This window comes from Brevibacillus composti (assembly GCF_016406105.1).
Taxonomy (GTDB): Bacteria; Bacillota; Bacilli; order Brevibacillales; family Brevibacillaceae; genus Brevibacillus; species Brevibacillus composti.
This window is the reverse complement of record NZ_CP066308.1, coordinates 1,805,555-1,830,458: the sequence shown is the minus strand read 5'-3', so window position 1 is coordinate 1,830,458 and position 24,904 is coordinate 1,805,555. Positions and strand designations below refer to the sequence as shown.

General features: G+C 55.1%; 28 protein-coding genes. 12 read left to right on the top strand and 16 right to left on the bottom strand.

The genetic code is table 11. The features are described from left to right. Positions 1-78: 78 nt before the first annotated feature. Positions 79-1,143: a SepM family pheromone-processing serine protease gene (locus JD108_RS09510; RefSeq protein ID WP_198829582.1), complete on the bottom strand. Its 1,065-nt coding sequence runs from the start codon at positions 1,141-1,143 to the stop codon at positions 79-81. Continuing rightward, on the bottom strand, positions 1,136-1,930 hold the full coding sequence (locus JD108_RS09505; RefSeq protein WP_198829581.1) for a patatin-like phospholipase family protein: 795 nt from the start codon (positions 1,928-1,930) through the stop codon (positions 1,136-1,138). Before JD108_RS09505 ends, JD108_RS09510 begins: the two co-directional genes overlap by 8 nt. 128 nt (positions 1,931-2,058) lie before the next feature. Here JD108_RS09505 and ylbJ point away from each other — a divergent pair, with 128 nt between their 5' ends. Continuing rightward, positions 2,059-3,291 carry a sporulation integral membrane protein YlbJ gene (gene ylbJ / locus JD108_RS09500; protein WP_198829580.1) on the top strand — a complete coding sequence of 411 codons (1,233 nt, stop codon included), beginning with the start codon at positions 2,059-2,061 and terminating at the stop codon, positions 3,289-3,291. A gap of 50 nt (positions 3,292-3,341) precedes the next feature. On the opposite strand, the gene coaD is transcribed toward ylbJ, so the two are convergent. Both coaD and rsmD read right to left on the bottom strand, forming a co-directional pair. Beyond that, positions 3,342-3,833 carry a pantetheine-phosphate adenylyltransferase gene (gene coaD / locus JD108_RS09495; RefSeq protein ID WP_198829579.1) on the bottom strand — a complete coding sequence of 164 codons (492 nt, stop codon included), beginning with the start codon at positions 3,831-3,833 and terminating at the stop codon, positions 3,342-3,344. Further along, complete coding sequence (gene rsmD / locus JD108_RS09490) at positions 3,830-4,444, bottom strand: 16S rRNA (guanine(966)-N(2))-methyltransferase RsmD (protein WP_198829578.1); 615 nt, start codon at positions 4,442-4,444, stop codon at positions 3,830-3,832. Before rsmD ends, coaD begins: the two co-directional genes overlap by 4 nt. 420 nt (positions 4,445-4,864) lie before the next feature. Here rsmD and JD108_RS09485 point away from each other — a divergent pair, with 420 nt between their 5' ends. Together JD108_RS09485 and ku are read left to right on the top strand one after the other, a co-directional pair. Beyond that, entirely contained in the window at positions 4,865-5,008 is a 144-nt protein-coding gene (locus tag JD108_RS09485) for a hypothetical protein (RefSeq protein ID WP_198829577.1), read from the top strand. Positions 5,009-5,175: 167 nt separating this feature from the next. After that, positions 5,176-6,099: a non-homologous end joining protein Ku gene (gene ku / locus JD108_RS09480; RefSeq protein WP_198829576.1), complete on the top strand. Its 924-nt coding sequence runs from the start codon at positions 5,176-5,178 to the stop codon at positions 6,097-6,099. A gap of 5 nt (positions 6,100-6,104) precedes the next feature. Here ku and JD108_RS09475 read toward each other — a convergent pair whose 3' ends face one another. From JD108_RS09475 to JD108_RS09450, 6 genes are all read right to left on the bottom strand, one after another. Further along, positions 6,105-6,986 carry a cation diffusion facilitator family transporter gene (locus tag JD108_RS09475; RefSeq protein WP_198829575.1) on the bottom strand — a complete coding sequence of 294 codons (882 nt, stop codon included), beginning with the start codon at positions 6,984-6,986 and terminating at the stop codon, positions 6,105-6,107. A gap of 184 nt (positions 6,987-7,170) precedes the next feature. Next, positions 7,171-8,121, bottom strand: a complete 951-nt coding sequence (locus JD108_RS09470) for an ATP-dependent DNA ligase (RefSeq protein ID WP_198829574.1) — start codon at positions 8,119-8,121, stop codon at positions 7,171-7,173. A 39-nt stretch (positions 8,122-8,160) separates the two neighbouring features. Continuing rightward, positions 8,161-9,531: a GerAB/ArcD/ProY family transporter gene (locus JD108_RS09465; RefSeq protein WP_198829573.1), complete on the bottom strand. Its 1,371-nt coding sequence runs from the start codon at positions 9,529-9,531 to the stop codon at positions 8,161-8,163. Positions 9,532-9,567: 36 nt separating this feature from the next. Next, positions 9,568-9,807: a hypothetical protein gene (locus tag JD108_RS09460; RefSeq protein WP_198829572.1), complete on the bottom strand. Its 240-nt coding sequence runs from the start codon at positions 9,805-9,807 to the stop codon at positions 9,568-9,570. Then, positions 9,804-10,982 (bottom strand): Ger(x)C family spore germination protein, encoded by a 1,179-nt coding sequence (locus JD108_RS09455; protein WP_228728364.1) that lies wholly within the window; start codon positions 10,980-10,982, stop codon positions 9,804-9,806. Before JD108_RS09455 ends, JD108_RS09460 begins: the two co-directional genes overlap by 4 nt. Positions 10,983-11,004: 22 nt before the next feature. Continuing rightward, entirely contained in the window at positions 11,005-12,558 is a 1,554-nt protein-coding gene (locus JD108_RS09450; protein ID WP_198829570.1) for a spore germination protein, read from the bottom strand. A gap of 134 nt (positions 12,559-12,692) precedes the next feature. Here JD108_RS09450 and ligD point away from each other — a divergent pair, with 134 nt between their 5' ends. From ligD to JD108_RS09435, 3 genes are all read left to right on the top strand, one after another. Next, the gene (gene ligD, locus JD108_RS09445; RefSeq protein WP_407649408.1) at positions 12,693-13,598 is read left to right on the top strand and encodes a non-homologous end-joining DNA ligase; all 906 of its coding nucleotides are present in this window, start codon (positions 12,693-12,695) and stop codon (positions 13,596-13,598) included. 109 nt (positions 13,599-13,707) lie between these two features. Beyond that, on the top strand, positions 13,708-14,505 hold the full coding sequence (gene lgt, locus JD108_RS09440) for a prolipoprotein diacylglyceryl transferase (protein WP_198829568.1): 798 nt from the start codon (positions 13,708-13,710) through the stop codon (positions 14,503-14,505). Positions 14,506-14,625: 120 nt separating this feature from the next. Further along, positions 14,626-14,865, top strand: coding sequence for a hypothetical protein (locus tag JD108_RS09435; RefSeq protein WP_198829567.1), 240 nt, complete (start codon positions 14,626-14,628; stop codon positions 14,863-14,865). Between the two features lie 70 nt (positions 14,866-14,935). Here the strand turns inward: JD108_RS09435 and JD108_RS09430 are convergent, their stop codons facing one another. The 3 genes from JD108_RS09430 to JD108_RS09420 form a co-directional block, all read right to left on the bottom strand. Then, complete coding sequence (locus JD108_RS09430; protein WP_198829566.1) at positions 14,936-15,955, bottom strand: inorganic phosphate transporter; 1,020 nt, start codon at positions 15,953-15,955, stop codon at positions 14,936-14,938. Beyond that, the gene (locus JD108_RS09425) at positions 15,948-16,565 is read right to left on the bottom strand and encodes a DUF47 domain-containing protein (RefSeq protein WP_198829565.1); all 618 of its coding nucleotides are present in this window, start codon (positions 16,563-16,565) and stop codon (positions 15,948-15,950) included. Before JD108_RS09425 ends, JD108_RS09430 begins: the two co-directional genes overlap by 8 nt. Before the next feature lie 200 nt (positions 16,566-16,765). Beyond that, positions 16,766-17,410 (bottom strand): GGDEF domain-containing protein, encoded by a 645-nt coding sequence (locus JD108_RS09420; RefSeq protein ID WP_198829564.1) that lies wholly within the window; start codon positions 17,408-17,410, stop codon positions 16,766-16,768. Positions 17,411-17,694: 284 nt separating this feature from the next. On the opposite strand from JD108_RS09420, the gene JD108_RS09415 reads away from it, so the two are divergent. The 4 genes from JD108_RS09415 to JD108_RS09400 all read left to right on the top strand — a co-directional run bounded on the left by JD108_RS09415 (position 17,695) and on the right by JD108_RS09400 (position 21,087). Further along, positions 17,695-18,954 (top strand): MDR family MFS transporter, encoded by a 1,260-nt coding sequence (locus tag JD108_RS09415; protein ID WP_198829563.1) that lies wholly within the window; start codon positions 17,695-17,697, stop codon positions 18,952-18,954. 89 nt (positions 18,955-19,043) lie between these two features. Continuing rightward, entirely contained in the window at positions 19,044-20,111 is a 1,068-nt protein-coding gene (locus JD108_RS09410) for a type III polyketide synthase (protein ID WP_198829562.1), read from the top strand. Between the two features lie 7 nt (positions 20,112-20,118). Then, positions 20,119-20,628, top strand: a complete 510-nt coding sequence (locus JD108_RS09405; protein WP_198829561.1) for an isoprenylcysteine carboxyl methyltransferase family protein — start codon at positions 20,119-20,121, stop codon at positions 20,626-20,628. A 138-nt stretch (positions 20,629-20,766) separates the two neighbouring features. Beyond that, a complete protein-coding gene (locus JD108_RS09400) occupies positions 20,767-21,087 on the top strand; it encodes a hypothetical protein (protein WP_198829560.1) in 321 nt (106 codons plus the stop codon). Positions 21,088-21,103: 16 nt separating this feature from the next. Here JD108_RS09400 and JD108_RS09395 read toward each other — a convergent pair whose 3' ends face one another. From JD108_RS09395 to JD108_RS09385, 3 genes are all read right to left on the bottom strand, one after another. Further along, the gene (locus JD108_RS09395; RefSeq protein WP_198829559.1) at positions 21,104-22,219 is read right to left on the bottom strand and encodes an aminopeptidase; all 1,116 of its coding nucleotides are present in this window, start codon (positions 22,217-22,219) and stop codon (positions 21,104-21,106) included. 162 nt (positions 22,220-22,381) lie between these two features. Next, on the bottom strand, positions 22,382-22,903 hold the full coding sequence (locus tag JD108_RS09390) for a hypothetical protein (protein ID WP_198829558.1): 522 nt from the start codon (positions 22,901-22,903) through the stop codon (positions 22,382-22,384). A gap of 91 nt (positions 22,904-22,994) precedes the next feature. After that, complete coding sequence (locus JD108_RS09385) at positions 22,995-23,432, bottom strand: MarR family winged helix-turn-helix transcriptional regulator (protein WP_198829557.1); 438 nt, start codon at positions 23,430-23,432, stop codon at positions 22,995-22,997. Positions 23,433-23,841: 409 nt separating this feature from the next. Here JD108_RS09385 and lepB point away from each other — a divergent pair, with 409 nt between their 5' ends. Beyond that, complete coding sequence (gene lepB / locus JD108_RS09380) at positions 23,842-24,402, top strand: signal peptidase I (protein ID WP_198829556.1); 561 nt, start codon at positions 23,842-23,844, stop codon at positions 24,400-24,402. An 83-nt stretch (positions 24,403-24,485) separates the two neighbouring features. After that, the gene (locus JD108_RS09375) at positions 24,486-24,818 is read left to right on the top strand and encodes a hypothetical protein (RefSeq protein WP_198829555.1); all 333 of its coding nucleotides are present in this window, start codon (positions 24,486-24,488) and stop codon (positions 24,816-24,818) included. The last annotated feature ends 86 nt before the right edge of the window (positions 24,819-24,904 follow it).

The following is a 24,904-nucleotide window of genomic DNA, read 5'->3' as shown; positions in this document are numbered from 1 at the left end:
CACCTCATGCACAACAAGGATGATTATAGCTTTTGCTTTTTTCTTTGTCAACCTTTTTTCCTTGACAGCCAGGCTGGCCTAGGAGTGTTTTTCGGGCTGCGTCCGCAAGTACTCCAGCGCATCCTCGATGGTTTTGACCGGCACGATTTGCATCTTCGTCCCGATCCGTTTTGCGGTCGCGACCGCTTCCTGATAATTGGACAGATGACCCGCCTGATCGTCAGGGGCAAAAAAGATCTCTGCGCCAGCTTTGTCGGCCGCCACGACTTTGTGGTTGATCCCGCCGATCCGCCCTACGCTGCCGTCCAGGGAGATCGTCCCCGTGCCGGCGATCTGGTAGCCGCGCGTCAGGTCTTCATCCGTGTTGAGCTGGTCGTACATCTCCAGCGTCATCATCAGCCCTGCGGACGGGCCGCCGATCCCTTCCGAGGCGATCTTCACTTTTTTCGGGATGGTGATCTCTTGCTTGTCCTCTGGCCTGATGCCGATGCCCGCCGTTTTCGAGCCCGGGAGCTGGGCCAACCTCAGCGTGTGCTCCTGCCGCTTTCCCTCGCGGAGAAAGGCGATCGTGACGCTCTCGCCCTTTTTCTTTTGCGAGAGGTAGCTGAGCAGATCTTCTTTTTTCAGGGTGGGCTTGCCGTCTACCGAGACGATCACATCCCCGATTTTCATCACTTTTTTCGCCGGCAGTCCTTCGACCAGCCCCATCACCCAGACGCCTTTGTTCTCCACCTTTACTTCGTATCCGGCGATGCGAAAAGCGACGGCTTCCGCTGTCTTCTGGGAGTTTTCCATGACTGCCAGCTCGCGCCGGGTAAAGTCCTCATTGGTTTCCCCTTCGCTGACCACCAGTTTTTTCTCCATTAATTCGGCATCCGGAGAGAATTGCGAATACAAATACCAGGCGAGGTTGGCCTCTCCCATCCGCACCGTCGTGAGCATGAAGGAGCCGGCCTCATCCTTTACCCCGCCTTCGACATCGATCATCGGCGCCAGCTTGATGGCTGAGCCGGGTCTGGTTACGTAATACTGGGTGGGAACGAAAAACAGCAGTCCCAAAGCGATGGGAAGCAGCACCAGCAGCCAGCGCGCCAGCCAGCGCGACCGCACAGACCGGCGAGGGTATCTCTTGTCTTCAATCATGTTCCTGCCCCCAGTTCGCAATCATTTGCTGGATTGTCTCGATATGTTCGTATGCGGCTTGTTCCCCGAGCGCAATGATTTCCTCGACACCTGTGTACGCGATACTGCTATAGTGTCCAACATCCGGCCGAATTACGAGATCGGCGGCCAGGATGCGGTGACGCAAAATTTCCCGCTCCATCACGTCGATCGTCTGAGCGATGACGTCAAAGATGGAGGTGACTTTCATCGGCGTATCAAAGAGGGCTACGTCTACCGCGATGACGATATCCGCGCCCATGTCCCGGATGACGGTGATCGGGACGCGGTCGATGACGCCGCCGTCCACCAGCAGGCGATCGCCAATCCGCTCGGGGACAAAGATCCCGGGAATGGAGATGCTGGCGCGGACAGCCTGGTCGACCGGCCCGCTCTGAAAGACGACCCTCTCCCCGGTCTCGATGTCGGTGGCCACGACGGCCAGTTCTTTCTGCAGTTCTTCGATGTTTTTTCCGTGCGTGAGCAAACGTATCAATTGTTTGATTTTTTCGCCGGTGACGAAGCCCAGATTGGGCACTGTCAGATCGAGCCAGTGCTTCCGCTTCAGGTTGAGGGCCAGCTTTTCCATCATATGGGGCTCGATCCCGTTGGCGTAGACGGCGGCGATCAGGCTGCCCATGCTGCTCCCCGCCAGCATATCGATCTCGATGCCGTGCGCCTCCAGCACCTTGAGCACGCCGATGTGGGCAAAGCCTCTCGCGCCGCCGGAACCGAGAGCCAGCCCGATCCTTGGTTTTCGTTTTTCCATCCCACATCCCCCTCTACCAAAGCGTATGTGCCCGTCCGCGAAACTTTTCAGGCGATGAAGCGGCAACGCATAGTTTTGTCCCTGTTCACGTAGACATGTACTATCTAGTTGCAGGACAGGAGGTAGCCATGACTCGCCGCTCTCCCCTTCTCACTTTGTTATACGCTTGTTCCGCGATCGCGCTAGTCATCATCCTGGTCTCCCATCCCGAGACATCCTTTGAGGCGGCCATACGGGGCTTGGAAGTCTGGTGGGAAGTTGTCTTTCCCTCCACCCTGCCCTTTATCGTTCTGTCGGAAATCCTGATGGGCGTCGGCGTCGTCCATTTTGCCGGGGTGCTGCTGGAGCCTCTGATGCGGCCGCTGTTTAACGTCCCCGGGACAGGCGGCTTTGTGCTGACGATGGGCTTCGCTTCCGGTTACCCGGTCGCCGCCAAGCTGACGACCCGGCTGCGGGAACAAGGCAGCATCACGAAAGCAGAAGGAGAACGACTGGTCTCCTTTACCACGACGGGCGACCCCCTGTTTGTCATCGGGGCCGTGGCGATCGGTTTTTTTCACAGCGAGCTGTTTGGGTTCGTACTCGCCTTCAGCCATTATGTTTCCGCCCTGCTGCTGGGCGTGCTGTACCGCTTTTACTCCCCTTTCTCACCGGCTACCAAGCCCTTGGAAAAAAATCATCTGCCGCTGCCTCTGCGCGCGCTGCAAGCGATGCACCGCGCCCGGCTCCGGGATCGCCGGCCGTTTGGAAAGTTAATGGGAGAAGCTGTCCAATCCGCTCTGCACACCCTGCTCATGATCGGCGGATTTATCATTGTGTTTTCCGTCCTGCTTCAACTGTTTGCCACGATTGAACTGACGCGGTTTTTAAGCAGTCTGCTGGCGGTGTTTCTCGGTCCGCTGGGCGTGCCCTCCGCTTTTTCGTCCGGCATTATCGCCGGCTTGTTCGAAGTGACGCTGGGAGCACAGGGAATCAGCGAAGTGAGCTCCGGGGTCCCGATGATCTGGAAAGCCGTCGTGGCCAGCGCCATCGTCTCCTGGGGAGGAATCAGCGTCCATGCCCAGGTGGCCAGCATCCTGAGCGAAACCGACATCCGGGTCGCTCCCTATTTGATGGCTCGTGCCCTCCATGCCGCACTCGCCTCGCTGTTGGCGTTTTTTTGCTGGAAGCCGATCACCGCATCCAGCTGGTTCGCGGGCAAGGACGTCCCTGTTTTTATGCCTACCACGTCCAGCGGCGTACCCGCGGGAAACTGGTGGGACAGCCTGCTTCATTCCAGTCTGGCGGCTTTTGCCATCCTGCTGGTTCTCATCATTCTCAGTCTCTGCTTCCGCGCCGTGCGAAAGCAGCGGTCAAAATGACGCTTCCTCCGCCGTGGCCGGCCGCCCTCGTACAGAACGAAGATGATCCTTTATGACCTTTGCCCTTCGGCAAACTTTTGTGCCAATGCCTCCTCGACTGCGGGGGGCACCAAGCCAGCCACACTCGCCCCGTATCGGCCGAGTTCGCGGACGATGCTGGAGCTGATATGGGCGTACTCCGGGCTGGATAGGAGAAACAGCGTCTCCAGCTGGTCGTCCAGATGCTTGTTGGCTGCTGCGATCGGCAGTTCATAATCGAAGTCCGCATGGGAGCGCAATCCGCGAAGGATGACGTGCGCTCCTTTTTCCTGCATATAGCGAACGAGCAGGCCGCTGAACGAATCCACCTGCACATTCGGAAGATGGGCCGTCGCCTTTTCCAGAAGCGCCACGCGCTCCTCTACGGAAAAGAGCGACTGCTTCTGCGAATTGATCAACACCGCGACGATCACCTTGTCAAAAATACGGGCCCCTCTGGAAATGATGTCGAGATGTCCATTCGTGACCGGATCAAAGCTGCCGGAGCATACTGCAATTTTCAAAGCACCTCGTCTCCTTCCTCGCCGGGAGAACCGTCCTCAGCTTCGCCGGGTTCCCCCACTTGGTCAAACCGATAGATCGTAATTGTCGTCTCGCCGTAGGTGGACACGCGGTCCTGCTCGCAGGCGCCGACGCGCTCCGGCAGGCGAAATCCGCTGTCATGTTCGGCGACGATCCAGGCGTCCTCAGCCAGCAGCCGCAGCGCCTGCATCTCCATCATTTCCTCGGCGATGCGCTGATGGGCATAAGGCGGATCGAGAAAGACGAGATCAAAGACAACGCCCCTTTTCGCCAGCAGCTTGAGCGCCCTGCCCGCGTCATTGCGGTACAGCTCGGCCCGATCCTCCAGCCTGCAAGCCGCGACATTCTGCTTCACGACGGAAAAGGCCTTCAGGTCCTTTTCGACAAATACCGCTTTGTCCATTCCCCGGCTCAAGGCCTCGATGCCGAGTCCGCCCGTGCCCGCGTAGAGGTCCAGCACCCACCCTCCTGAAAAATAAGGCCCGATCATATTGAAGATCGACTCCTTGATCTTGTCCGTGGTCGGACGGGTCCCTTTTCCCGGGACGGCCGTCAGTCTGCGTCCTCTGTGTTCACCTGCTATTACACGCATATGCATTCACCTTTGCTATTCAAGTCTGCTCATCTGTCTTCGGGGGGAAGAATGATTTCATACTATCACAACCGGTTAGGCGGGTAAAATTATCCAAGCTGGCAGAGATGAATTTTTTTCTCCCTGCTGATGTATACTTTCATCCACTTCTGGAAAAGAATATGGATAGCGACGCAACGGTGTCGCTGACAACCGCGGAGAAGACTTACGTTTCCCCATAAGCTCTTCCTCCGGTTTCTCCTCTCCCATAATTGAAAAGCAGTCTCCTTTGCGCATGGCGTGTCTGATAGGAGCATTCCATGCCGTCTTCTCTCGCAGATTGGGAGATATTGGACTGCTGCCTCACTGTTTTTGCAGTGAGGTTTTTTTTCTTTTTCGGACAAACTACCGGTAAGTTCTATGTACTGGAGGCGATTCAGGGTGGCAGAAAAACTTCCTTCCAAGCAAAAGCAAGAAGCGGCTGCAGCGCAATCCCGGGCCGATCGCACGGGAATAGGCAAAGAACAGGCCAGACAAATGCAGTCGGCGGCCGATCAATCGGACATCGTCAAACATGGTCAGTAAACGAACCACGGGCCAGCCCGCTCTTCCGCCAGGGCTGGCTTCCTTATTTCCCGCGGACCCGCTGAAATGCACGGGGTTCTCCCGGTTGCCGGCTTTTCCCTCCAAAGTCATCCGCTTTTTCGGCGGATACTATCGATAATCATCACGCCTGACTGGGAGGGTTCGACATGCATACGGTTTGGAAGGGGTCGATCAGCTTTGGTCTGGTCAATATCCCTGTGCGAATGTTTACGGCGACGGAAGAGCGGGACGTCCGCTTCCGGCAGCTTCACAAGAAGTGCCACACGCCGATCCGCTACGCCAAGGTATGTCCGCATTGCGACGAGGAAGTGAGCGCGGAAGAGATTGTGCGCGGCTTCGAATACGAAAAAGGCAACTACGTCATCGTCACCGATGAAGATCTGGAAGCGATCACTCCGGAGACGCGCAGAGCCATTGAAATCATGGACTTCGTGGACTTGCAGGAAATCGATCCTGTCTATTTCGACAAAAGCTACTTCCTCTCCCCGCAGGAGACGGGAGACAAGGCCTACGCCCTGCTGCGCGCCGCGATGCAGGAGACCGGAAAGATTGCCGTCGCCCGGGTCACGATGCGGAACAGGGAGAGCCTGGCCGTGATCCGGCTGTACCAGCACTGCATCATGATGGAGACGATCTACTATCCGGATGAAGTGCGGCCGGTATCGCAAGTGCCTGCACTGCCAGAGGCAGACATCCCGCTCGCCGACAATGAGCGGAAGATGGCGGCTGAGCTGGTCAACAACATGACCGCCGCCTTCGATCCGGCCAAATACACCGACCAATATCGAGTAAACATGCATGCGCTGATCGAGAAAAAGAAAGAAGGAAAGGAAGTGGCCGTTGCACCGGCAGCGCCGCGGGCGAATGTCGTGGACCTCATGCAAGCGCTGAGGGAAAGTCTGGCCGCCACCGGCGGGAATGCTGCCCCCGCCCGCATAGAACCGGAGCCGACGCCCTCTCCTCTTCCCGCCAAAAAAGCGGCGCAGGCTCCCTCGAAGCAGCCGCAGCCTGAAACGGCTACGACGACGACAACGAAAAAGCTGCGCCGCAAAAAAGCGGAAACCTCGTAATCCCGCTACGGGGATGCGCGCCTGGTATCGGGTTCGATATGAATGTGCACCGTTTTGATTTGATGAGCTTCTTTCATCAGCTTTTCGATCTCTTCGGTAATCACATGGCTTTCTTCCACATTTAACTGCGGGTCGACGTGGATGACCGCATCGACGATGATGCTGCTGCCCAAGTAGCGGGCTTTGATGTCTTTAATATCACTGACTCCGGGGATCTGTGAGATCGTTCCCCGCAGAATTTCCAGCTCGCCGGGTTCAAAACCGTCCGTCAAGCGATGTGTCGCCTCGCGGAAGATGTCCCAAGCCGTTTTGACGATGAGCACTCCGACGACCAGCGCAGCCAGCGGGTCCAGCCAGTGCAAGTGAAACTGGGCCCCGGCTATGCCGGCAAACGTGCCGATGCTGACCCAGGCATCCGAACGGTTGTCCAGAGCAGCGGCAGCCAAAGCTTGGCTGTCAGTCGCTTTCGCCAGGCGGATATTGTAGCGGTAGACGATGATCATGATGAAGGCCGATCCGAGCGCGACCCAGCCCGCAATCAGGTCCGGCGCTGAGGCCTCCGGTGCCAGCAAGGAAGGGATGGCTCGCGTCAATACCTCCACTCCCACGGCAAACATGATAAAGGAAGCGACCAGCGCCGAGATGGTCTCCGCGCGAAAATGGCCGTACGGATGGTCATGATCGGGCGGCTTCCGGGCGATGCGCAGTCCGATCAGCACAGCGACGGACGCGACGACATCGGTGGTATTGTTCAGACCGTCGGCAAGCAGCGCCTCGGAACCGGCATACCAGGCGACAGTCACTTTTGCGAACGAGCAAAACAAATACGCCACGATGCTGACCCATACCCCTCGTTCACCCTGTTTCAGATTTGCATAAACATCCATCCAAACCACCTCGACCGTCCTTTCCTTTCAAACGATCTTCATCGTAACAAACCCACCTCGTGTGGGTCTACAGAAACAGTTTTTGTTTGATCCAGCTTCGTAGCCACGGGGAAACTATGTTGGACGCGGCCAATCATTTCTGCGCAAAAAAAGAGAACCCCCTCGGGATCCTCTCTGCCCTCTTTTACTGCCCCGCCTCAAACACACAACTGCGCGGAGGCACATCTACGATTCCCTGGATGCTCGGCTGCCGAAGCGAATGACCGTCCACCCATTCCATAAACTGGACTTTTACCGTCAGTTCCGGCTGTACCCAGACCGTCCCCGCCAATCGCTGCGGCCTGTTTGCAAACGGCGACTCTTTTTGCACGAGCGGTTTGATCGCTTCGGTCAGGTTCCGCCAGTCAGTTCGCGACAGCTTCCCTGTCCCTGCATGTCCGATATACCACAGGGAGCCCTCCTGATCATACAGACCCAGGAGCAAGGCATTGACGATTTGATCTCGCAAGGTAACCCCGCCAACGACGGCGATGAGATCCCGGTAATACTTTTTCTTTCTCCATCTCGCATCCTTTCCATTGATCAGATACCCGCTGGTGAGGTCTTTGATGATCACGCCTTCCATCCCTTGCGCCTGCACGGCTTCGTACAAGGCTTCGGCGTTGGGGAAATTATCCACGAGCTGGATCTGGCTGCTCGGCGTGATCATGGCACGCAGGAGTTGCTGCCGTTTTTCCAGCGGTTCGGAAGTGACCCACTTGCCGTTTGCATACAAGATGTCAAAGACCATGTAGGTTATGGGAACCTCTCGTTGCATCACCGGCACTTTTTCCAAGCGGCGGAGTCCGTCTCTGCGCATCACTTCATAGAAAGAAGGCTTTCCGTCCGCACCGAGCGCGATGACTTCCCCGTCCAAAATGACGGATTGGGCGTCGCAGTAATCGGAAATGGCCGCAATCTCGGGGTAGTGGAGCGTCCGTTCCCGCAATTTTCGATTGAACAGCCCCACCTGCTTTCCGTCAAAGTAGGTGAGCACACGGACGCCATCCCACTTGACTTGAGCGATCCACTTCGAGCCTTGCGGAAACTCGTCTGTACGGGTCGGTTCAAAGGGAACCACCGGGTTCAACTCCATCGGCACCAGTCCTTTTGTCTGTTGATCGCGAGGCGAAAGCTAGGAGCTTTCGGTCGCATTCCCCCGCTGCGATTCATGGGAGAGCTGTTTGGCAATCGTCACAATGTGATTGAGCGACTGCATTTCCAGATAGGAAAAGATCAGCGCTGCCAAAAAGGAAAAGAAAAAGACGACCCCCAGCGCCAATCCCCAGGTGCCATTGTGAGGCTCTAAAAAGGAGCCTGCGGTCACCGATACCGCGCAAATTCCGATGGCGACCCAGCCCAATCGGCAGTACAGACGAAATCGCCTGATCAGCGGATGATCCCCCTCTTGCGTACCGGTCCGCTGCTTCACCTTTTTGTGCGCATGAAAGAAGAGAAACAGCAAGACCGGCCACTGTAAGACCGTGACCAGGATCGGCAAGAGATAGCCGATAAAGCTGACGACGTCCCGCAGATGAGGAAAAGCGATCAACGAGACAGTCAAGACCAGCCAGCAGAGCGGGGCATTCAGCTCATTGTAGTTCTCTTTGCCGACCACAGATCCCAGCCCGATCAGCACGGCCATATAGGTAATGACCACCTTGATCGTAAAGGCGGGAAACCAGATGCTGAACAGGATGACCTCCACCCGTTCGAGAAAGTCGGTCAAATGAATCTGCTGAACCAGCACGTATACCGGGAAGTTCAGACGGCTGGTAATAATATAGCCGAGCACGCCCAACTGGATGACGATGATCAGCATGATGGAAAATCCGGCCATGATCGCCCCGTGCTTGACTGAAGAAAAATAGAGGCGGGATTGTGAAATCGTGTGCAGAAAAGCCGCCCAGATAAAGATATCGCCGTACATGCCGCTGGCCATCCAATTGCTCAGGAGCAAGGCGGTCAGTTTGCTTTCCAGTACGGGTTCGATGCGCTGCAGATTGTATTCATTTGCCAGAATGAAGTACATCACAAAGGACAGCGAGAAATAGAGCGGGAAATACATTTCATTGACGCGTGCCGGGATCTCCAGGCTCGTCCGGCCAAAATACAAGAGAACCAGCACAAAAACGAGCAGGATGATCTCCAGCGGCGTATCGCGGAGCAGACTGAGCTTCAGAAAATGGCCGACCCCTTTGACGTCGCGAACCAGGACGGCGAGCAGATACAGCAGCAGCGCACCGTTGATGATCCCGCCCAGATATCGCCCCATCGTTTCGACGATGATTTCAAACAGGTTTTTCCGCGGGTACGCCCGAATCAGCCGCTCAAATACATAGGCGACGAGAATGGCATAACAGACAGGGAGCAGCTGTGAAAGCCAGGCGTCATTTTTTGCAATGACGGCCAGCGGTTGCGGCAGGCTGACCAGGGAGCTAGTCATCAGGATGCCGCCTGTAATCCAGGCAATCTGACGGTGGTTGATCACTTGTTTTGCTTGCAACGCGCCCGCCCCCTTTCTCCATGGATACCGATGAATTCAATACCAATTGAACATCCAGTTTTTGACCTGCATTTCAAATTCACTGATCATGGCATTCAATCGCGGCGACAAACGGACCCGCTGGTCGCCGATGATCCATAACAGGATGGTCAACCCATACAATCCGAAGATGACTCGCCTCAAAACGGCGGGAAACTGATCGCGCCTGACGATGTCCCGAATCAAGGTGATGGCCAACAGGAGCAAGAAGAAAGCCGTGAAAATCTGATTGTTCATCTTTTTTCCTCCTCGGTCAGATTTTCAGTCGTCTGCCCGTTGCTGGGGATCAAGACACGCGCATTGATTTCGAAGGTGACATCCTTCAGGTGTTCACTCCAGCGATCTCGGTATTTCTCCTTCCACAGATTCGGCCGCTTCCTGGCGAGAGCCAGCCCCAGTCCGACGGGATCGCTGCCCTGTCGGTTGACAACTTCGCTGAGCATCTCGCGGATGTCCTTGGACAGCTTTCTTCCCAGCATGGTCTCCAGCATGCGGATATTGCCCGGATCTCCCCAATCGATTCCGCTGTGGTCTTCGATGATCGTTCCTTTTGCCTGCAAATTGATGCGGTAATGCATGCGGTCTTTTTTAGGAATCGGCTTGATGTCCGCACTGCCGTGGTGGATATCCAGGCTGACGTTTTTGTTTTTCTCAATGGGAAGCGTTATCGAGAATGGTTGAAAGGCGGGCTGAAACCAGCGCAAGGAATTGGCTTGCTCCCGTTTTATCCGATGAACAGGACGGTCGTTGACGAAAACAGCGGACCCGACCACCTGAATTTCCTTCGTTTTTCCCTTGGGGTGAGATTCGACAGCCGCCATGACCGGCAAATGGGCATCGATGCCCGGCGTATTCAGCATCTGCGCCAGGTCCTTTACCTTGATCGCGACCCCGTGCATATTGATCAGCTCCCTCATCGCCTCCGCGGAAAAGCGCTCCAGCTGCGGCTGTGCCTCCAACAGCTCCGCCCCTTTGCCTTGGGCCATCACGATGTAGGCCGTCAGCCGATTTTCCGGAAAGCGGGCGATGATATCGAGAATCGTACGCAAACCTGATCTCGCGGTTTCTTCGCCAATCACGATCACGCGATGATGCGCAAAGAAAAGCTGTCGGCTCATCCGGGCTTGAAGAACGGAGCTGGCTTCCCGCAATGTTCTCCCCGTCGCGGAGTCCACGTAGTAGCTCTTGTCGCCGCTGGTTCCCCCTCCCCCTCCGGACGGTCCGCCCAGGCTGCTGACGAGCGGCACCTGGATGGTCATGCGGTAGCGATCATCCTCTTCTTTATCGATGGCAAAGGCCAGGACCAGGGCCCTGTCGTTGACCTCGACCCGATCCCAGCAGCCCGCGAGTAGCAGCGAGCTCAGCATGACCAGAACCACGACAGAGATGATCGGCCGGTATCCCTTTCTCACCGCTGCTCCTCCTCCTGTAAAGTCAGTGTTCCTTTTTGGACTGATCAACCGAGAGCGTGTCCATCCTCTTGACATCTTGTGTTCCCATGAAGCCCGGGCGCTGTTTCAGATGCGGCCAGGGAGTGCGAATCAGCACGTCCTTGAAATCGCCAACCGACATCGGTGCGAGCGGCGAGAGGTACGGGACGCCAAAAGAGCGCAGATTGGCCATATGCCCCATAATCAGCACAATCCCGATCAAGATGCCGTATATCCCTAAAAAGGATGCAGCGAACATCAGCGGGAAGCGGAGCATCCGAAGCGCAATCGAAGCGTTGAAGTGCGGTACCGTAAAGGAGGCGATGCCGGTAATAGAGACCACGATGACCATGGGAGCGGAAACGATCCCCGCCTGAACCGCAGCCTGGCCCACTACCAAGGCCCCGAGGATGCTGACCGCCTGCCCTACGGTTTTGGGCAAGCGAATCCCGGCTTCCCGCAGCGCCTCGAAAGAGATCTCCATGATCAGCGCTTCCACGACGGCGGGGAAAGGGATCGCCTCCCTGGCTGCCGCGATACTGAGCAAGAGCGTGGTCGGGAGCATCTCCGGATGAAACGTGGTCACCGCCACATAACCCGCTGGGGTGAGCAGCGAGACAACCAAAAACAGATAGCGCAGCCAACGGATCAGTGTCGCCATCTGAAATCTTTCGTAGTAGTCCTCGTTTGCCTGCATCATCATCCAGAACGTCGTCGGCACAATCAGGACCATCGGCGTGCCATCCACAAAAACGGCGACGCGCCCTTCCAGCAGCGCCGCGGCCACGGTGTCCGGCCTCTCCGAATACTGCACCTGCGGAAAGGGCGAGTAGGTGTTGTCCTGAATCATTTCTTCGATATAACCCGACTCCAATACGGCGTCGATGTTGATCTTCTCGATGCGGGCCAGGACTTCATCGCGGACCTCCGGATCGACGATCCCATCCATGAAGGCCACGACGATGTTGGTATTGGTCTGTTTTCCGACGACGACCGACTTCATTTTCAGACGGGGCGTTTTCAATCTCCTGCGCAAGAGGGACGTGTTGGTCCTGATGTTCTCAATGAACCCTTCCCGCGGTCCGCGAACGACTGATTCCCCTTCCGGTTCGTTGACGGAGCGCTTCTCCGCTCCGCGAATGCCGAGGGTGAGGGCAATGCTGTTCCCTTCGATCAGAATCCCGGTGTCGCCGGAGAGTACCGCCATCAGCAAATCCTTGTAATTCGTCACTTGCGTAATTTGCGAGACCGGCAGGATTTCGCTCTCGATGACTTGGACGTCGTCTGCTCCGCCTTTTTCAATCATCAGTGATTCCAGGGCCTCATTCACTTGCTTGGTGTCGATGAGGCCGTCGACGAAGATGGCGCAGCCGTGAACACTGTTCTTCAGTTGAAACTCCCGAACCACAAAGTCCGAACAATCCTGGAACAAATGCTTGATAATCTCGACATTTTCCCTGAGCGAGGGGCGAATCGAGAAAGACTCCAATTCACTTACGCTCTTTTCATTGATTATCTCCAGCATCTCGTCTTTCTTCGACTTGCGCTGTACTTTCATGCTATCACCAACTCTTGGAAACTACCCCTTAGTATGCGGCCCGCCCTTCCAGAATATGCAGGCGGCCGCTGTTGCATAGCATCCCGCCGTTTGGGAAAAGTAGGGGCAGCATGCTCATGAGAGGGGGCCCAGGCTTGCCAACCGAAACTTGTGACCTTGTCGTGACCATCGAAGGCAAGGAACTTACCATTACCAATCCGACGAAGCCGCTCTGGCCGGAGGCAAACGTCACCAAGATGGACTACATCCGCTATTTGCTGGAAGTGGCAACGCCCTTTTTAGCCTATACCCAAAATCGGCTGCTCACGGTCATTCGCTATCCGCACGGAATCCACGACAAACATTTTTACCAAAAAAACCTTCCCGACTACGCCCCGGACTGGATCGCGACCAAGCAGTGGGAAAACTCCCTCTACCCGCTCTGCAATGATGTGGCTACGATGGTCTGGATGGCCAATCAAGCCGCCCTGGAATGGCATGTCTCTTTCCACCTGGCTTCCGATGAAAGGCCGACGGAGCTCGTCTTTGACTTGGATCCATCGACTCCCGACTTCCCCCCGGTGATTGAGACCGCCTTGCTCTTGAAAGAACTGCTGGACGATCTGCAGCTGCCGGCTGTCCCGAAAACGTCAGGGGCGACCGGCCTGCAGATCTACATCCCGATCCAGCCCCGCTATACATTTGAGCAAACACGCATGGTCGGTCAGTTTATGGCTACCTACCTGGCCGAGAAGCGCCCGGACCTGATCACCCTGGAGCGCCTGGTAAAAAATCGGGGGACCAAGCTGTATATCGATTACCTCCAGCCCTGGCGGGGGAAAACGCTGACCGCCCCCTACTCGACGCGAGCCCGGCGGGAGGCAACCGTCTCCACTCCCCTGCTCTGGGAGGAGCTGCCTCATATACATCCGACAGACTTCACCGTGCATACCGTCCCCGCCCGCTTGAAGCAGCGCGGCGATTTATTCGCCCCTGTGCATGATCAGAGGAGGCGCGCCTCTCTGGACCCGATCCTCTCTTTTTTGCAGCGAAAAAGATAGGACGGCGTGCACGAGGCTTTGCTCTTTGCACAGTCTCGCAAGTTGGAATTGGATGCGGGATTTGTGCTATACTGTGCACAGATGTTCGGAGGCAAGGAGGTATACCGTTTTGATTGATCCGGTCGCACTATCACTCGGCCCCATTAATATTCACTGGTACGGCATTATCATGGGGTTTGCGTTTTTTCTGGGAACCTATCTTGCCAGGTACAACGCCAAGCGTTCCGGCGTAGATCCCGATCACGTCCTGAATATGGTCGTATTCATCATCCCCGCTGCCATCATTTGTGCACGCGCGTATTACGTTATATTCGAGTGGGATCAATACAAGGACAATCTCCTCAGCGTTTTCTACGTGTGGCATGGCGGCCTCGCCATCCACGGGGGGCTGATCGGCGGCGTGCTGGCAGGTACCTGGTACGTTCGCAAGCATAATCTGCCGTTTCTGGTCCTCGGCGATGCGCTGATACCCAGTGTGATTCTGGGGCAAGCCATCGGCCGCTGGGGCAATTTTATCAATCAGGAAGCGCATGGCGGACCGGCTCCGGAAGATTTCATGATGAAGTTCCCTGCCTTCATCCGGGAGCAGATGTACATCGGAGGAGAGTATTACCATCCTACCTTCCTGTACGAATCGATGTGGAACCTGCTGGTGTTTGCCATCTTGATGGCGATGCTCTACCGGTTCAAGCGCTTTGACGGACAGGTGCTGTTCAGCTATCTGGTCCTATACTCGCTCGGCCGCTTCTTTATCGAAGGCATGCGGACTGACAGTCTCCTGATCGGCGGCACGCTGCGCGTGGCCCAGTTGGTCAGCCTGACTTTGATCGCTGCCGGAATCGTCCTGCTGCTGATTTATGCGCGAAAAAGCAAGCATTCTCACCATTCGCAAAACTCGCTCGAATAGCCGGGCAGAACCATGCCAACCACCCTTCCCGATGGAAGCGGTGGTTTTTCTTTTACCTAACCGTCTGAATACTCGCAAGGATGGATACACTGATGTAAAACAGGGAGAGGAGGTGTCCCGATGAGCGAGGGCTTGCTGGATGCTTATCTGGACCGGGATGTCTTCGTCTATTTTTCACCGGCCATGGTATCCGCCGGGTACCCTTCTTATGAAGAGGGACTGCTCTATGATTACAGCGAGGAAGGCATTCTGCTGCAAAAGCCGGACAAAACGATCGCCTACATCCCCACTGCTTCGATCCGGATGGTCACGATTCAGCCAAAGCAGGGCTTTTGGTCCAGGCTGACCCGCTCCTCCTGAGCGAGCATGAAAAAAGCGCCCTTCCCGATCAACGGGAAAAGCGCTTTTTTTCATTTTATGTAGATGTTGTTTAGAGGAATACATCGAAGACGACGTAACAGGCTGCCGCCAAGAGTCCTGTCGCGGGCAGCGTAATGACCCAGGTCACCAGAATACGGCCGGCCAGTCCCCATTTTACCGCATTGAGCTTGGTCGACGCGCCCACCCCGAGAATCGAGGAGGTGATGACGTGTGTGGTACTGACGGGCAATTTCAGCGTCGTGAAAATCGTGATGATCAGAGCAGAAGAGAGGTCCGCCGAAAAACCGCTGATCGGCTTGATTTTCATGATTTTTCCGCCCATGGTTTTGATGATGCGCCAGCCCCCGAAAGAAGTACCCAGAGCCATCGCCACCGCCGCCGAAATTTTAACCCAGAGCGGAATGGAAAAGTCGCCGTTTTCGGCCGTCATAAATCCGCCGGAAATCAGCGCGAACGTAATGATCCCCATCGTCTTTTGCGCATCGTTGGCGCCGTGGCTGAACGATTGCCAGGATGCGGCGACGACCTGAAGCATGCGGAAGCCTTTGTTCGTGGGATGATACGCCATGTTGGCCACAATCGAAGAGATGATCTTGATCACCGTAAAACCGACCACAAATGCGATCAGCGGCGAAAAAATCAGGGCTTGTATAATGCTTAAAAAGCCGCTCATGTTGATCGAACCGATCCCTGCCGCTCCGACGACCGCTCCGGCAATGCCGCCGATCAGCGCGTGGGAGGAGGAGCTGGGGATACCGAACCACCAGGTGATCAGGTTCCACAGGATGGCGGATGTCAAAGCCGCGAGCACGATGATAAGGCCGTTTTCCAGCTTGAACGGATCCGCGATGGAGCCCCCGATCGTTTTGGCTACTCCCGTATACGTCAGCGCTCCGATCAGGTTCAGCAAGGAAGCGATGATAATAGCCGTACGTGGACTAAGCGCCCGAGTCGAGACGGAAGTCGCGATGGCGTTTGCCGTATCGTGGAAGCCGTTGATGAAGTCAAAGCTGAGCGCCATGATGACGACCAGGACCAGAATGAGAAAATCCGGGGAAAAATCAGGCATTCTTTAGCACAATCCCTTCTACGAGGTTGGATACGTCTTCTGCAAAGTCAGCACAGTCCTCCAGCTTGTCGTAGATTTCCTTCAGTTTGATCGCTTCAATCGGATCGGCGTCTGGGGCGTTCAGAAGATCGGAGACCATCTTGCGGTAGTTAGAGTCAGATTCATGCTCCAGTTCCTTGATCTCTGCGGCATACTTGGACACCACCTGGTGATCCAGCTTGCGCAGCGTGCGAATCAGCTCGATTAATTTGGCGGAACATTTGACCAGGATATTGGCCTGGGCCAGTACGCGCGGATCGGGCTGACGAACCTGGTAGAGATACATCCGGTCAGCGACACCGTCGATGTAGTCGATCATGGAGTCCATCGTGTGTGCCAGCTGATGGATATCCTCCCGCTCCAGCGGAGTGATGAAGGTCGAGTTCAATTCGTTCATGATTTGGCGGACGATATGGTCGCCTTCCTTCTCGACCGACTTGATTTCCTTTACCTTGGCTTCGATGTCCTGGTAATTCCCGATCATTTCATAGAACAGATGGGTTCCTTTGTGGACATTCGCGATTTGCTGTTCAAACAGGTCAAAGAAGATATGCTTTTTGCTTTTTAACATGAGATCGGTAGTCACTCCTTTGATTAGATAACGCCTCAACGATTATATCGAACATTAATGTTAAGGTAAATTTAAAAACAAGGACGAATATGTATTTTTTTCTTTAAGAAATTATTAAGTTTTTGTAAAGGTGGATGACAAATAAAAAAACACTCGTCCCAAGGAGTTACGAGTGATAGTGTTGCCAAGATGGCGCCACTTTATTTGGTGGCCACCAGCATGCAGTCCTTCTGTTTTTTTGCTTCATACATCAACGTATCGGCTTTTCGTGCCAGTTGGGTCGCTGTTTCGGCGTGCAGGGGAAAAGACGCTACGCCCATGCTTACCGTAATGCCGTTAAACTGCTTCCTCACGCTGGCCTGGATGCGCTCGCCCACCTGCGCCCCCTGCTCGGTCTCGGTATGCGGCAGCAAGACGACGAATTCCTCGCCGCCCCATCGGCCCACCTGGTCCTGGATGCGGACATTTTGCTGCAGCATTCTGGCAAAGTTGCTGAGCAGCCTGTCCCCTTCCAGATGACCGTATGTGTCGTTAAACAACTTAAAGTTGTCCAGATCAATAAACAGCAACGTGACAGGATACTGATGACGGCGCCCCCGTTCGACCTCTTCCTCCAAACGCTGAAAAAAGCGGCGATTGACCAGGACTCCTGTGAGTGAGTCCAAATAGGCCAATCTTTGCAGGTTGTCCACGTATTTTCCGATCTGATAGCCTGCCACTGCCTGAAGCACGGCGACAGTTATAATGAAAGCAGCCGTTCCTTCACTTTCCGGCAATCCATACGCTGACATCCATACCACACAAATCAGACAGGACGCCGCCAAACCGATCCAGCGTGAAATCACAACATCCCCTCCGGTATTACTGCAACTGCTTCCATTTTCGGTCCAAAGACTCATAAATATAAAAAATATATAGGTCTATGTGCATATGTGTAGGAATATTTTACCTGTCCGCGAGTGGAACTTCAAGCGGAAATATTCGTGAAAATTAATTTCGCTGGACATCCTTTCCCTTAAAAGATTCGGAAGATTCCAAAGCGAAACAATCCTCTTTCTTTTCCTTTCCTGCTCCCGTATACTAATCTTTACTAAAAAAACATTTTGATCAGAAGAGAGGAATTTATCAAATGCTTTGGCTGCACACGATCATCTCTCGCTACGACACGACGATCTGGATCCGTGTCATCGGTACCATCCTGACGACTTTTGCCGGCTTTATGCTGCGCCCGTTTCTCGCGTTTTACCTGTATGACCGCATGGATGGCAACCTGTTGATTGCAGCCATGATTACCAGTCTTCAGCCTCTCACCAGCATCATCTCCAGCCTCTACGCCGGAGGACTTGCCGACCGTTACGGTCGGAAGCCCCTGATGGTAGCCGCTCTCCTCATCGAATCCATCTCCATGGCCGGATACATCTGGGCGGAATCCCTGCTGGCCTTTGCCTCTCTGACGATTCTGAACGGAATTGGCGCCTCGCTGTTCTGGCCCGCAGCCAGCGCGCAAGTGACGGACGTCGTGCCGGAAGAAAAGCGAAGCGAGGTCTTCGCCCTGCTGCATACCGCTTTAAATCTGGGGGCGGCTGCAGGTCCGCTCATCGGCGTTACCCTGTATAAGATTAATCCGGCGATCGCGTTCGGGATCTGCTCCGCCGCTCTCTTTATCTACTGCCTGCTGATCTTGTGGAAGGTACCCGAGACGCTTCCCATAGAAAAGCGGCAAAATGGGAGACCGACCGAGGACGGCAAAACAAGGACGGCCGAGCCGAAGCTGCGCATACGCGAGCATCAGACGCTTCTGTGGATGACGCTGGCGGCTATCCCGGTGTCGCTTTTGTACTCGCAGGTGGAAATCATTTTGCCGCAGCATTTGCGCACCCGATTTGACGACTTTTTAACCGTCTTTGCCACGCTGCTGACGATCAACGGGATTCTGGTCGTCTGCTGTCAGATCGCCATCGCCAAATTCGCGGAGCGCTTTTCTCCCGGCCGCGTCATACTGCTGGCCTACCTGCTTCTCGGCTGTGTCGGTTTTGGCTACGGCTGGGCGCCGGCATTCTGGCTCCTGGTGGTATCGGAAGCCATCTTCACCATTGGCGAAATGCTGTACGGCCCCCAAATTCAAAAAGCGATCTCGGTAATGGCTCCAGAAGAGTTTCGCGGTCGCTACTTCTCCGTTTTTGGCGCCAACTGGGGAGTCACCGGAACGCTTGGCCCCTCTACGGGTGCGGTCGCCTTTCGCAACATTGGCGGTGCCTACTGGTTTTCCATCATCGGCGTCCTGCTGATCATCGCCGGCCTCTTCCAGTACCGCCTGGTAAACAAGGCTACCAGGCAGGCGCAAGCCGCTTCTGCCGAGCCGGAACCTATTTCGCCTGCTGTCTCCTGAGTTACAGCATCGATCGCGGCACGGCATGAATCACCGCTCGCTTCTTCGGGAAAAATGGAACTGATTCCCAAGAGCAGGAGGTGAGCGTGATGCCGCGCATTGTATCCGTAGCGACAGCCGTACCCGCTCATGAACTGGCGCAAGAAGCCTCCATGGCGATGGCCCGCCATTTTTTTCAGGATGCCTTTCCTGACATCAACCGTCTGTTGACCGTTTTTTCTCACAGCCAGATCCGCAAGCGTCATTTTTGCATGCCCGCGGACTGGTTTTTCGAGGAACATGGGTTTGCCGAGAAAAACCGCCTGTATGTCGAGCATGCTGAAGCCTTGGGGGCGGAGGCGGCTGTTCGCTGTCTCGAACGCGGCGGATCCTCCCCCTCCGATATCGATTGTCTGCTGTTTGTCTCCAGTACCGGACTCTCCACCCCCAGCATCGATGCCCGCCTCCTCAACCGTCTCGGGATGCGTCCGGATATCGCCCGCATCCCGCTGTGGGGACTCGGCTGCGCGGGCGGCGCGATGGGGCTGGCCCGGGCGAGCGAGTACGTCCGGGCCTATCCCGAGAAGCGGGCCCTGCTGGTCTGCGTGGAATTATGCGGCTTGACCTTCATCCGCAATGACCGATCCAAAAGCAATCTGATCGCCACCTGTCTATTCGGTGACGGAGCTGCCGCCGCGCTCATCGAAGGCGATGCCGTCCCCCGGGGGCATCGCGCTCAGACACACCTGTCGATTGCGCGATCGGAATCGAGAACCTGGCCGGACACGCTGGATGTGATGGGCTGGGAATTGACAGATGACGGTCTGAAGGTCATCTTTTCCCGGGACATCCCCCAGCTCATCAGCGCTTCCCTGCGCGAAAACATCGACCGCTTTCTCGCCAAGGCCGATGCTCCCCTGTCGGAGGTGAGCCGGTTTCTCTTCCATCCCGGCGGGGCCAAGGTGCTCGCCGCCTATCAAAAGGCGCTGGAGCTGTCCGAAGGAGCGACCCGCTTCTCTGCGGATATCCTCCGTGAATACGGCAACATGTCTTCTCCCACCGTCTTGTTCGTCTTGGAAAAAAGTCTGGAGCATCCCTGGAGGGCCGGGGAAAAGGGGCTGCTGGCTGCGCTCGGCCCCGGTTTCAGCTCCGAATTGCTCTTGCTGGAAGCGAGGTGAGCTGCCCATGTCCTTCTTTTTCACTGTCTGCGCGGCTGTCGCCACCCAGCGCGTCTCGGAGCTGTGGCTGGCGAACCGGAATGGCCGCTATATACGCTCCCGGGGGGGCTATGAGGTCGGAGCCGGTCATTACAAATACATCGTGCTGCTCCACGTCTGCTTTTTTCTCTCTCTGCTTCTCGAGGGGATGCGGACAGGCGGTGAACCCGCCCCCTGGTGGATGGCGACCTTCTCGCTTTTTCTGCTGGCTCAGCTGTTTCGCTATTGGTGCATCCTCTCGCTCGGCAGGCGCTGGAATACGCGCATCTATGTATTGCCTGACGCCCCTTTGGTGAGACGAGGGCCCTACCGCTTCGTCCGCCACCCTAACTACTGGATTGTGACCACGGAGCTGCTCGTTTTGCCGCTCACCTTTTCTGCCTATTTCACCGCCGCGTTTTTTACCCTGTGCAATTTGTGGCTGCTGCTTCGGGTGCGTATTCCCGCCGAAGAACGGGCCTTGCGCGATCAGCCATAACGCAAAAGAACCTGCCGCGCGATCTGGAGGGAGCCAGATTTTGCGGGCAGGTTCTTTTTTTAGGTTTAACGGGGTGCCTAGAGGGGGTATATAGTACCTATTCATAACCACTTCTCTTACTATCGAGGTGAATGACTTTTGAAATCCGCAAACACAGATGGACCTCTTCAAGTCAAACAGCTGATTATCCGAGATTTTCACGACATGATCGAACAATTGCCCGACAATGATCAGCCGGCGACGATTCAGAAGCTGGTTCGTTTTCTGCAGGGACTGCTTCGGATCAAACAGGTCGTGCCTCCTGTCGTCGAGATCGTCACCTTGATCAAACAGGCCAAGCCCACCCTGTACCACGCTGCTCGCCAAAGCGTCACCACGACCAGCAATCTTCATCTCATCTTTCAAATCGATATGGACCCCGTCCTGGCGCAAGAGCGGATGAATGAATTCCTAAAGTGAAAGAGATCGATCGGGTTCAGGAGCCGAGGTTTTCTGGATTGAGGCACGTAAGCTCCGGCAGGACAAAACGGCCGTCTTTGCGGATCAGCACATCGTCAAACCAGATTTCCCCTCCGCCCCATTCAGGGCGCTGGATGGAGACCATGTCCCAGTGTACGGACGATTGGTTTCCGTTGTAGGCTTCCTTGTAACACTGGCCCGGAGTGAAGTGAAAGCTGCCGTCAATTTTTTCGTCAAACAGGATATCCTTCATCGGATTCTGGATGTATGGGTTGACCCCGATCGCGAATTCGCCGATGTACCGTGCGCCTTCGTCGGTGTCCAAGATCGCGTTCAGCCGTTCCGTATCGTTGGCTGTCGCTTTGACGATGCGTCCCTGCTCGAAATGCAGGCATACCTGTTCGAATGTAAAGCCGTTGTACGGAGTGGGAGCGTTGTGGGTGATAACCCCTTGAACCGAATCTCTGACCGGTGCGGTGTACACCTCCCCATCGGGGATGTTGCGCAGGCCGGCGCATTTGACTGCCGGGATATCCTTGATGGAGAAGCTGAGGTCTGTGCCAGGTCCGACGATCCGCACGCGGTCGGTTCGATTCATCAGCTCGACCAGACTGTCCATGGCCTCGTTCATTTTGCTGTAATCGAGATTGCACACCCGGAAATAGAACTGCTCAAACGCGTCTGTGCTCATATTGGCCAACTGGGCCATCGACGGATTCGGATAGCGGAGCACGACCCACTTCGTTTCCGGGACCCGCACATTGAGGACCGGCCTTTCGTACAAGCGGGAAAACATGCTCATGCGGTCCGCGGGCACATCTGCCAGCTCATTGATGTTGTCGGCTGCGCGAATGCCGATATAGGCATCCATCTTTCGCATCAGAGCGGTCTCACTCTCGGCCATCAGCATGAGCTGCTCCTCTGTGCACTGCATGGCCAGCTCTCTTTTGATGCGGGGATCGATCAGTTGGACAAAGGGATTCCCCTTGGCTCGATAGATCTCCCGCACAAGGGCCTCTACCAGTTCAGGCGTATGGCCAATCGCATGAATAAGAACATTCTCGCCAGGCTGCACCCGGACCGAGTAGGTAACGAGATTGCGCGCCAGTTCCTCTAAGCGTGGATCTTTCATATGATTTCCACCTCTTTTTTAATTTTCTGACTCCACATTCTATTTTTCCCGATCAATCTTACTAAGTCAATAAAAATAATTTTATTAGAAAGCGTAAGACCGCCATCCCAAACAAAAGACAGCTGCTTCCGCGTGGAGGCAGCTGTCTTCTTTCGCTTTCATTTACTTGTCACTGTCAGAGGATGGTACGGACCATACCCAGGCAGATTGTTTTCCCATGTCCGTACCTTTGGATGTGATCACGATGGACTGCTTCTCTGCCGGAGCGGCAATCCACCCCTTGTGGGCAATCGCAGGATCAGCAGAAGCGGAGTTTAAAATGATGGTCTCCTCTTCTTTTGGCATTTGAATCCAGCCTGCGCTCCCTGCAGCAGCTTGCTGTGCGGGCGTCAGCGTGATCGTTTGCTCTTCCAGCGGCATCGCAATCCAGCCGCTCGGCGTCGCGTTCGCAGCGCTTTTTCCGCTGATGACGATACTTTGGCTTTCGAGAGCGGGATTCACCCAACCTCTGGGCGCTGCCGGCTCATTGGATTTATTGCTGATGATCACGCTTTGTTCTTCTTGCGGCATGGCGATCCAGCCGTGCTGCGCTGGTTGTGCGGATTCATTGGCAAAAGCAGCGTTGGTAAACAGCGTCGCGCCCAAAACCATGGTTCCGAGCATCAGAGTCGTCATCTTTTTCATCTTCCTACACTCCTCGTCTGTTTGCGCTGTCCGGGATCTATCTTCTCGCCGCTATGTATCTGCAGCCGTTGTCCATTTTGAGGGCAGCCGGCTACTCCTGAAGGCCCTGCTTCATTTTTCGCAAGTACGTCGTGAATTGCACGACTTCCTCGTCGGTTAAACTCTTCAGCAGCCTCGTCATCAGGTCTCTTCGCTTGCACAGCAGACGTTCGATCAAAGGAATGGCTTTGTCTGATACAGTGACCCAAACCACCCGGCGGTCTTGCTCATCGCGGACGCGATTGACATACCCGGCCTTCACCAGTCGGTTCAGGGCGATCGTCGTCGCGCTGTTTGATTGTCTGAGCATCGTGGCCAGATCGGAAACAGTGCTTTTCTCTTTGTCGTAGAGAACACGCAGCAGAATAAACTGTTTCGGACTGATCATCTCGTCTTCTTCCAGCAGCCAGTGGCTAATGAAATAGCGGGCCATGTCGACAAAAGCCTGATCCAATTCCTCGATCTGAACTGCGCGAGAGATATCGCTCACATCATCACCCTTTTTCAGAAAGTAAATACTTTTATACGAAAAATATATCGGTTATGAAGGCGCCATTCAAGGTTCCTTCTCGTATTTACAATCTTTGACAGGACATTTTTCTGAGAAGGGGGACGGAAATGGGATCCGGACAATGCATTTATTATTTAATATTTTTACTGTAAAACTATTTTGCAATGTCATCTTACCTCATCATGGTAAACATGGCAATAGTCCTATCCGTGACGAATATGTGAACGCCCGCGCGTCCCGTTTCCCACAGTTTTCCATGATTCTGCCTTCTTCTCCTCTCCGAAAGCATGTATAATAAAAGGCATCCGTCTATTTGCCATGAGATAGCGGACCGGCTGCACAGCCGCCTGCTTGCCTGACGGAGAAACTCAAACATGGGAGATTGCATATGGAACAAATTCAACGCGCTAGCAAATGGAAGACAGAATTGCTCGACTGGATCAAATCATTTGTTCTGATTGGCGGTCTTACTGCTTTTGTCTACGTATTCGTCATGGCCCCCTACGTCGTGCAAGGACGTTCGATGGAGACGACGCTGCACGACCGGGAGCGTGTCATTGTCAATAAGGCGATTTTTTATCTCAAAGATCCTCAAGTGGGCGATATTGTCATCATCCATCCCGATGCCACGGGAGAAAACTGGATCAAGCGCGTGGTCGCAAAAGCCGGCGACACCGTCGAAGCAAAAGACGATCAGCTGTACGTAAACGGAAAGCCGGTCGACGAGCCTTATCTCACGGCGAACAAGCTGAAAGCCGCCGCGTCGGGCGTCACCCTGACGGAAGACTTCGGGCCGGTCACGGTGCCTGAGGGCCATATCTACGTCATGGGCGACAATCGCAACAACAGCATGGACAGCCGGGCGATCGGGCCTGTCCGTCTCGACCATGTCGTCGGACGTGCCGAGCTGGTCTATTGGCCGCTGGGTAGCATCCGCTTGCCGAAATAACACAATCTTCCTGTTATGGAAACCTCTTCTTTCGCTCATCCTATGGTTGTAAGCCAATTACCATTTTCCAGGAGGATGAAACGATGCTTAATATGCAGAGCGCCAGACAGGAAATTGCCCAGTGCAGACAGATCGTTCAGCAGCTGATCCAGCAAACCACGCAAGCGAGCAGCGCTTACCGCCAAATGCTTCAACAAGAACAGCAAAACGCCGCTACGCTGCAGCAGCTGGCGGCTCGTGAACAGCAGGCCGTCCAAATGATCCAGCAGGCTCTTCAGGGGCATGATGCCTCGATTCGCCAAATGCAGCAGGTCATCTCCATGTGCGATGCCATGGAGCGCGAACTGCTTCAGACCGGCTTTCAGCAGCCCGTCGTTCCACAGTCTACCCTGCCTGCATATACAGCGCGCCAGTAGGCTCGGTTCCCATTCTTAGTTTTAGCGACAAGACGCGGGAGATCCCGCGTCTTTTTTGTTCTGAGCGAGAAAACATCCGCCGGAAG

What these genes read in the sequence shown, in the direction of transcription:
- JD108_RS09510 (WP_198829582.1), bottom strand. Translation starts at nt 1,143, where the DNA reads ATGATTGAAGACAAGAGATACCCTCGCCGGTCTGTGCGGTCGCGCTGG.
- JD108_RS09505 (WP_198829581.1), bottom strand. Translation starts at nt 1,930, where the DNA reads ATGGAAAAACGAAAACCAAGGATCGGGCTGGCTCTCGGTTCCGGCGGC.
- ylbJ (WP_198829580.1), top strand. Translation starts at nt 2,059, where the DNA reads ATGACTCGCCGCTCTCCCCTTCTCACTTTGTTATACGCTTGTTCCGCG.
- rsmD (WP_198829578.1), bottom strand. Translation starts at nt 4,444, where the DNA reads ATGCGTGTAATAGCAGGTGAACACAGAGGACGCAGACTGACGGCCGTC.
- ku (WP_198829576.1), top strand. Translation starts at nt 5,176, where the DNA reads ATGCATACGGTTTGGAAGGGGTCGATCAGCTTTGGTCTGGTCAATATC.
- JD108_RS09475 (WP_198829575.1), bottom strand. Translation starts at nt 6,986, where the DNA reads ATGGATGTTTATGCAAATCTGAAACAGGGTGAACGAGGGGTATGGGTC.
- JD108_RS09470 (WP_198829574.1), bottom strand. Translation starts at nt 8,121, where the DNA reads ATGGAGTTGAACCCGGTGGTTCCCTTTGAACCGACCCGTACAGACGAG.
- JD108_RS09460 (WP_198829572.1), bottom strand. Translation starts at nt 9,807, where the DNA reads ATGAACAATCAGATTTTCACGGCTTTCTTCTTGCTCCTGTTGGCCATC.
- JD108_RS09450 (WP_198829570.1), bottom strand. Translation starts at nt 12,558, where the DNA reads ATGAAAGTACAGCGCAAGTCGAAGAAAGACGAGATGCTGGAGATAATC.
- JD108_RS09435 (WP_198829567.1), top strand. Translation starts at nt 14,626, where the DNA reads ATGAGCGAGGGCTTGCTGGATGCTTATCTGGACCGGGATGTCTTCGTC.
- JD108_RS09430 (WP_198829566.1), bottom strand. Translation starts at nt 15,955, where the DNA reads ATGCCTGATTTTTCCCCGGATTTTCTCATTCTGGTCCTGGTCGTCATC.
- JD108_RS09425 (WP_198829565.1), bottom strand. Translation starts at nt 16,565, where the DNA reads ATGTTAAAAAGCAAAAAGCATATCTTCTTTGACCTGTTTGAACAGCAA.
- JD108_RS09415 (WP_198829563.1), top strand. Translation starts at nt 17,695, where the DNA reads ATGCTTTGGCTGCACACGATCATCTCTCGCTACGACACGACGATCTGG.
- JD108_RS09410 (WP_198829562.1), top strand. Translation starts at nt 19,044, where the DNA reads ATGCCGCGCATTGTATCCGTAGCGACAGCCGTACCCGCTCATGAACTG.
- JD108_RS09405 (WP_198829561.1), top strand. Translation starts at nt 20,119, where the DNA reads ATGTCCTTCTTTTTCACTGTCTGCGCGGCTGTCGCCACCCAGCGCGTC.
- JD108_RS09395 (WP_198829559.1), bottom strand. Translation starts at nt 22,219, where the DNA reads ATGAAAGATCCACGCTTAGAGGAACTGGCGCGCAATCTCGTTACCTAC.
- JD108_RS09390 (WP_198829558.1), bottom strand. Translation starts at nt 22,903, where the DNA reads ATGAAAAAGATGACGACTCTGATGCTCGGAACCATGGTTTTGGGCGCG.
- lepB (WP_198829556.1), top strand. Translation starts at nt 23,842, where the DNA reads ATGGAACAAATTCAACGCGCTAGCAAATGGAAGACAGAATTGCTCGAC.
- JD108_RS09375 (WP_198829555.1), top strand. Translation starts at nt 24,486, where the DNA reads ATGCTTAATATGCAGAGCGCCAGACAGGAAATTGCCCAGTGCAGACAG.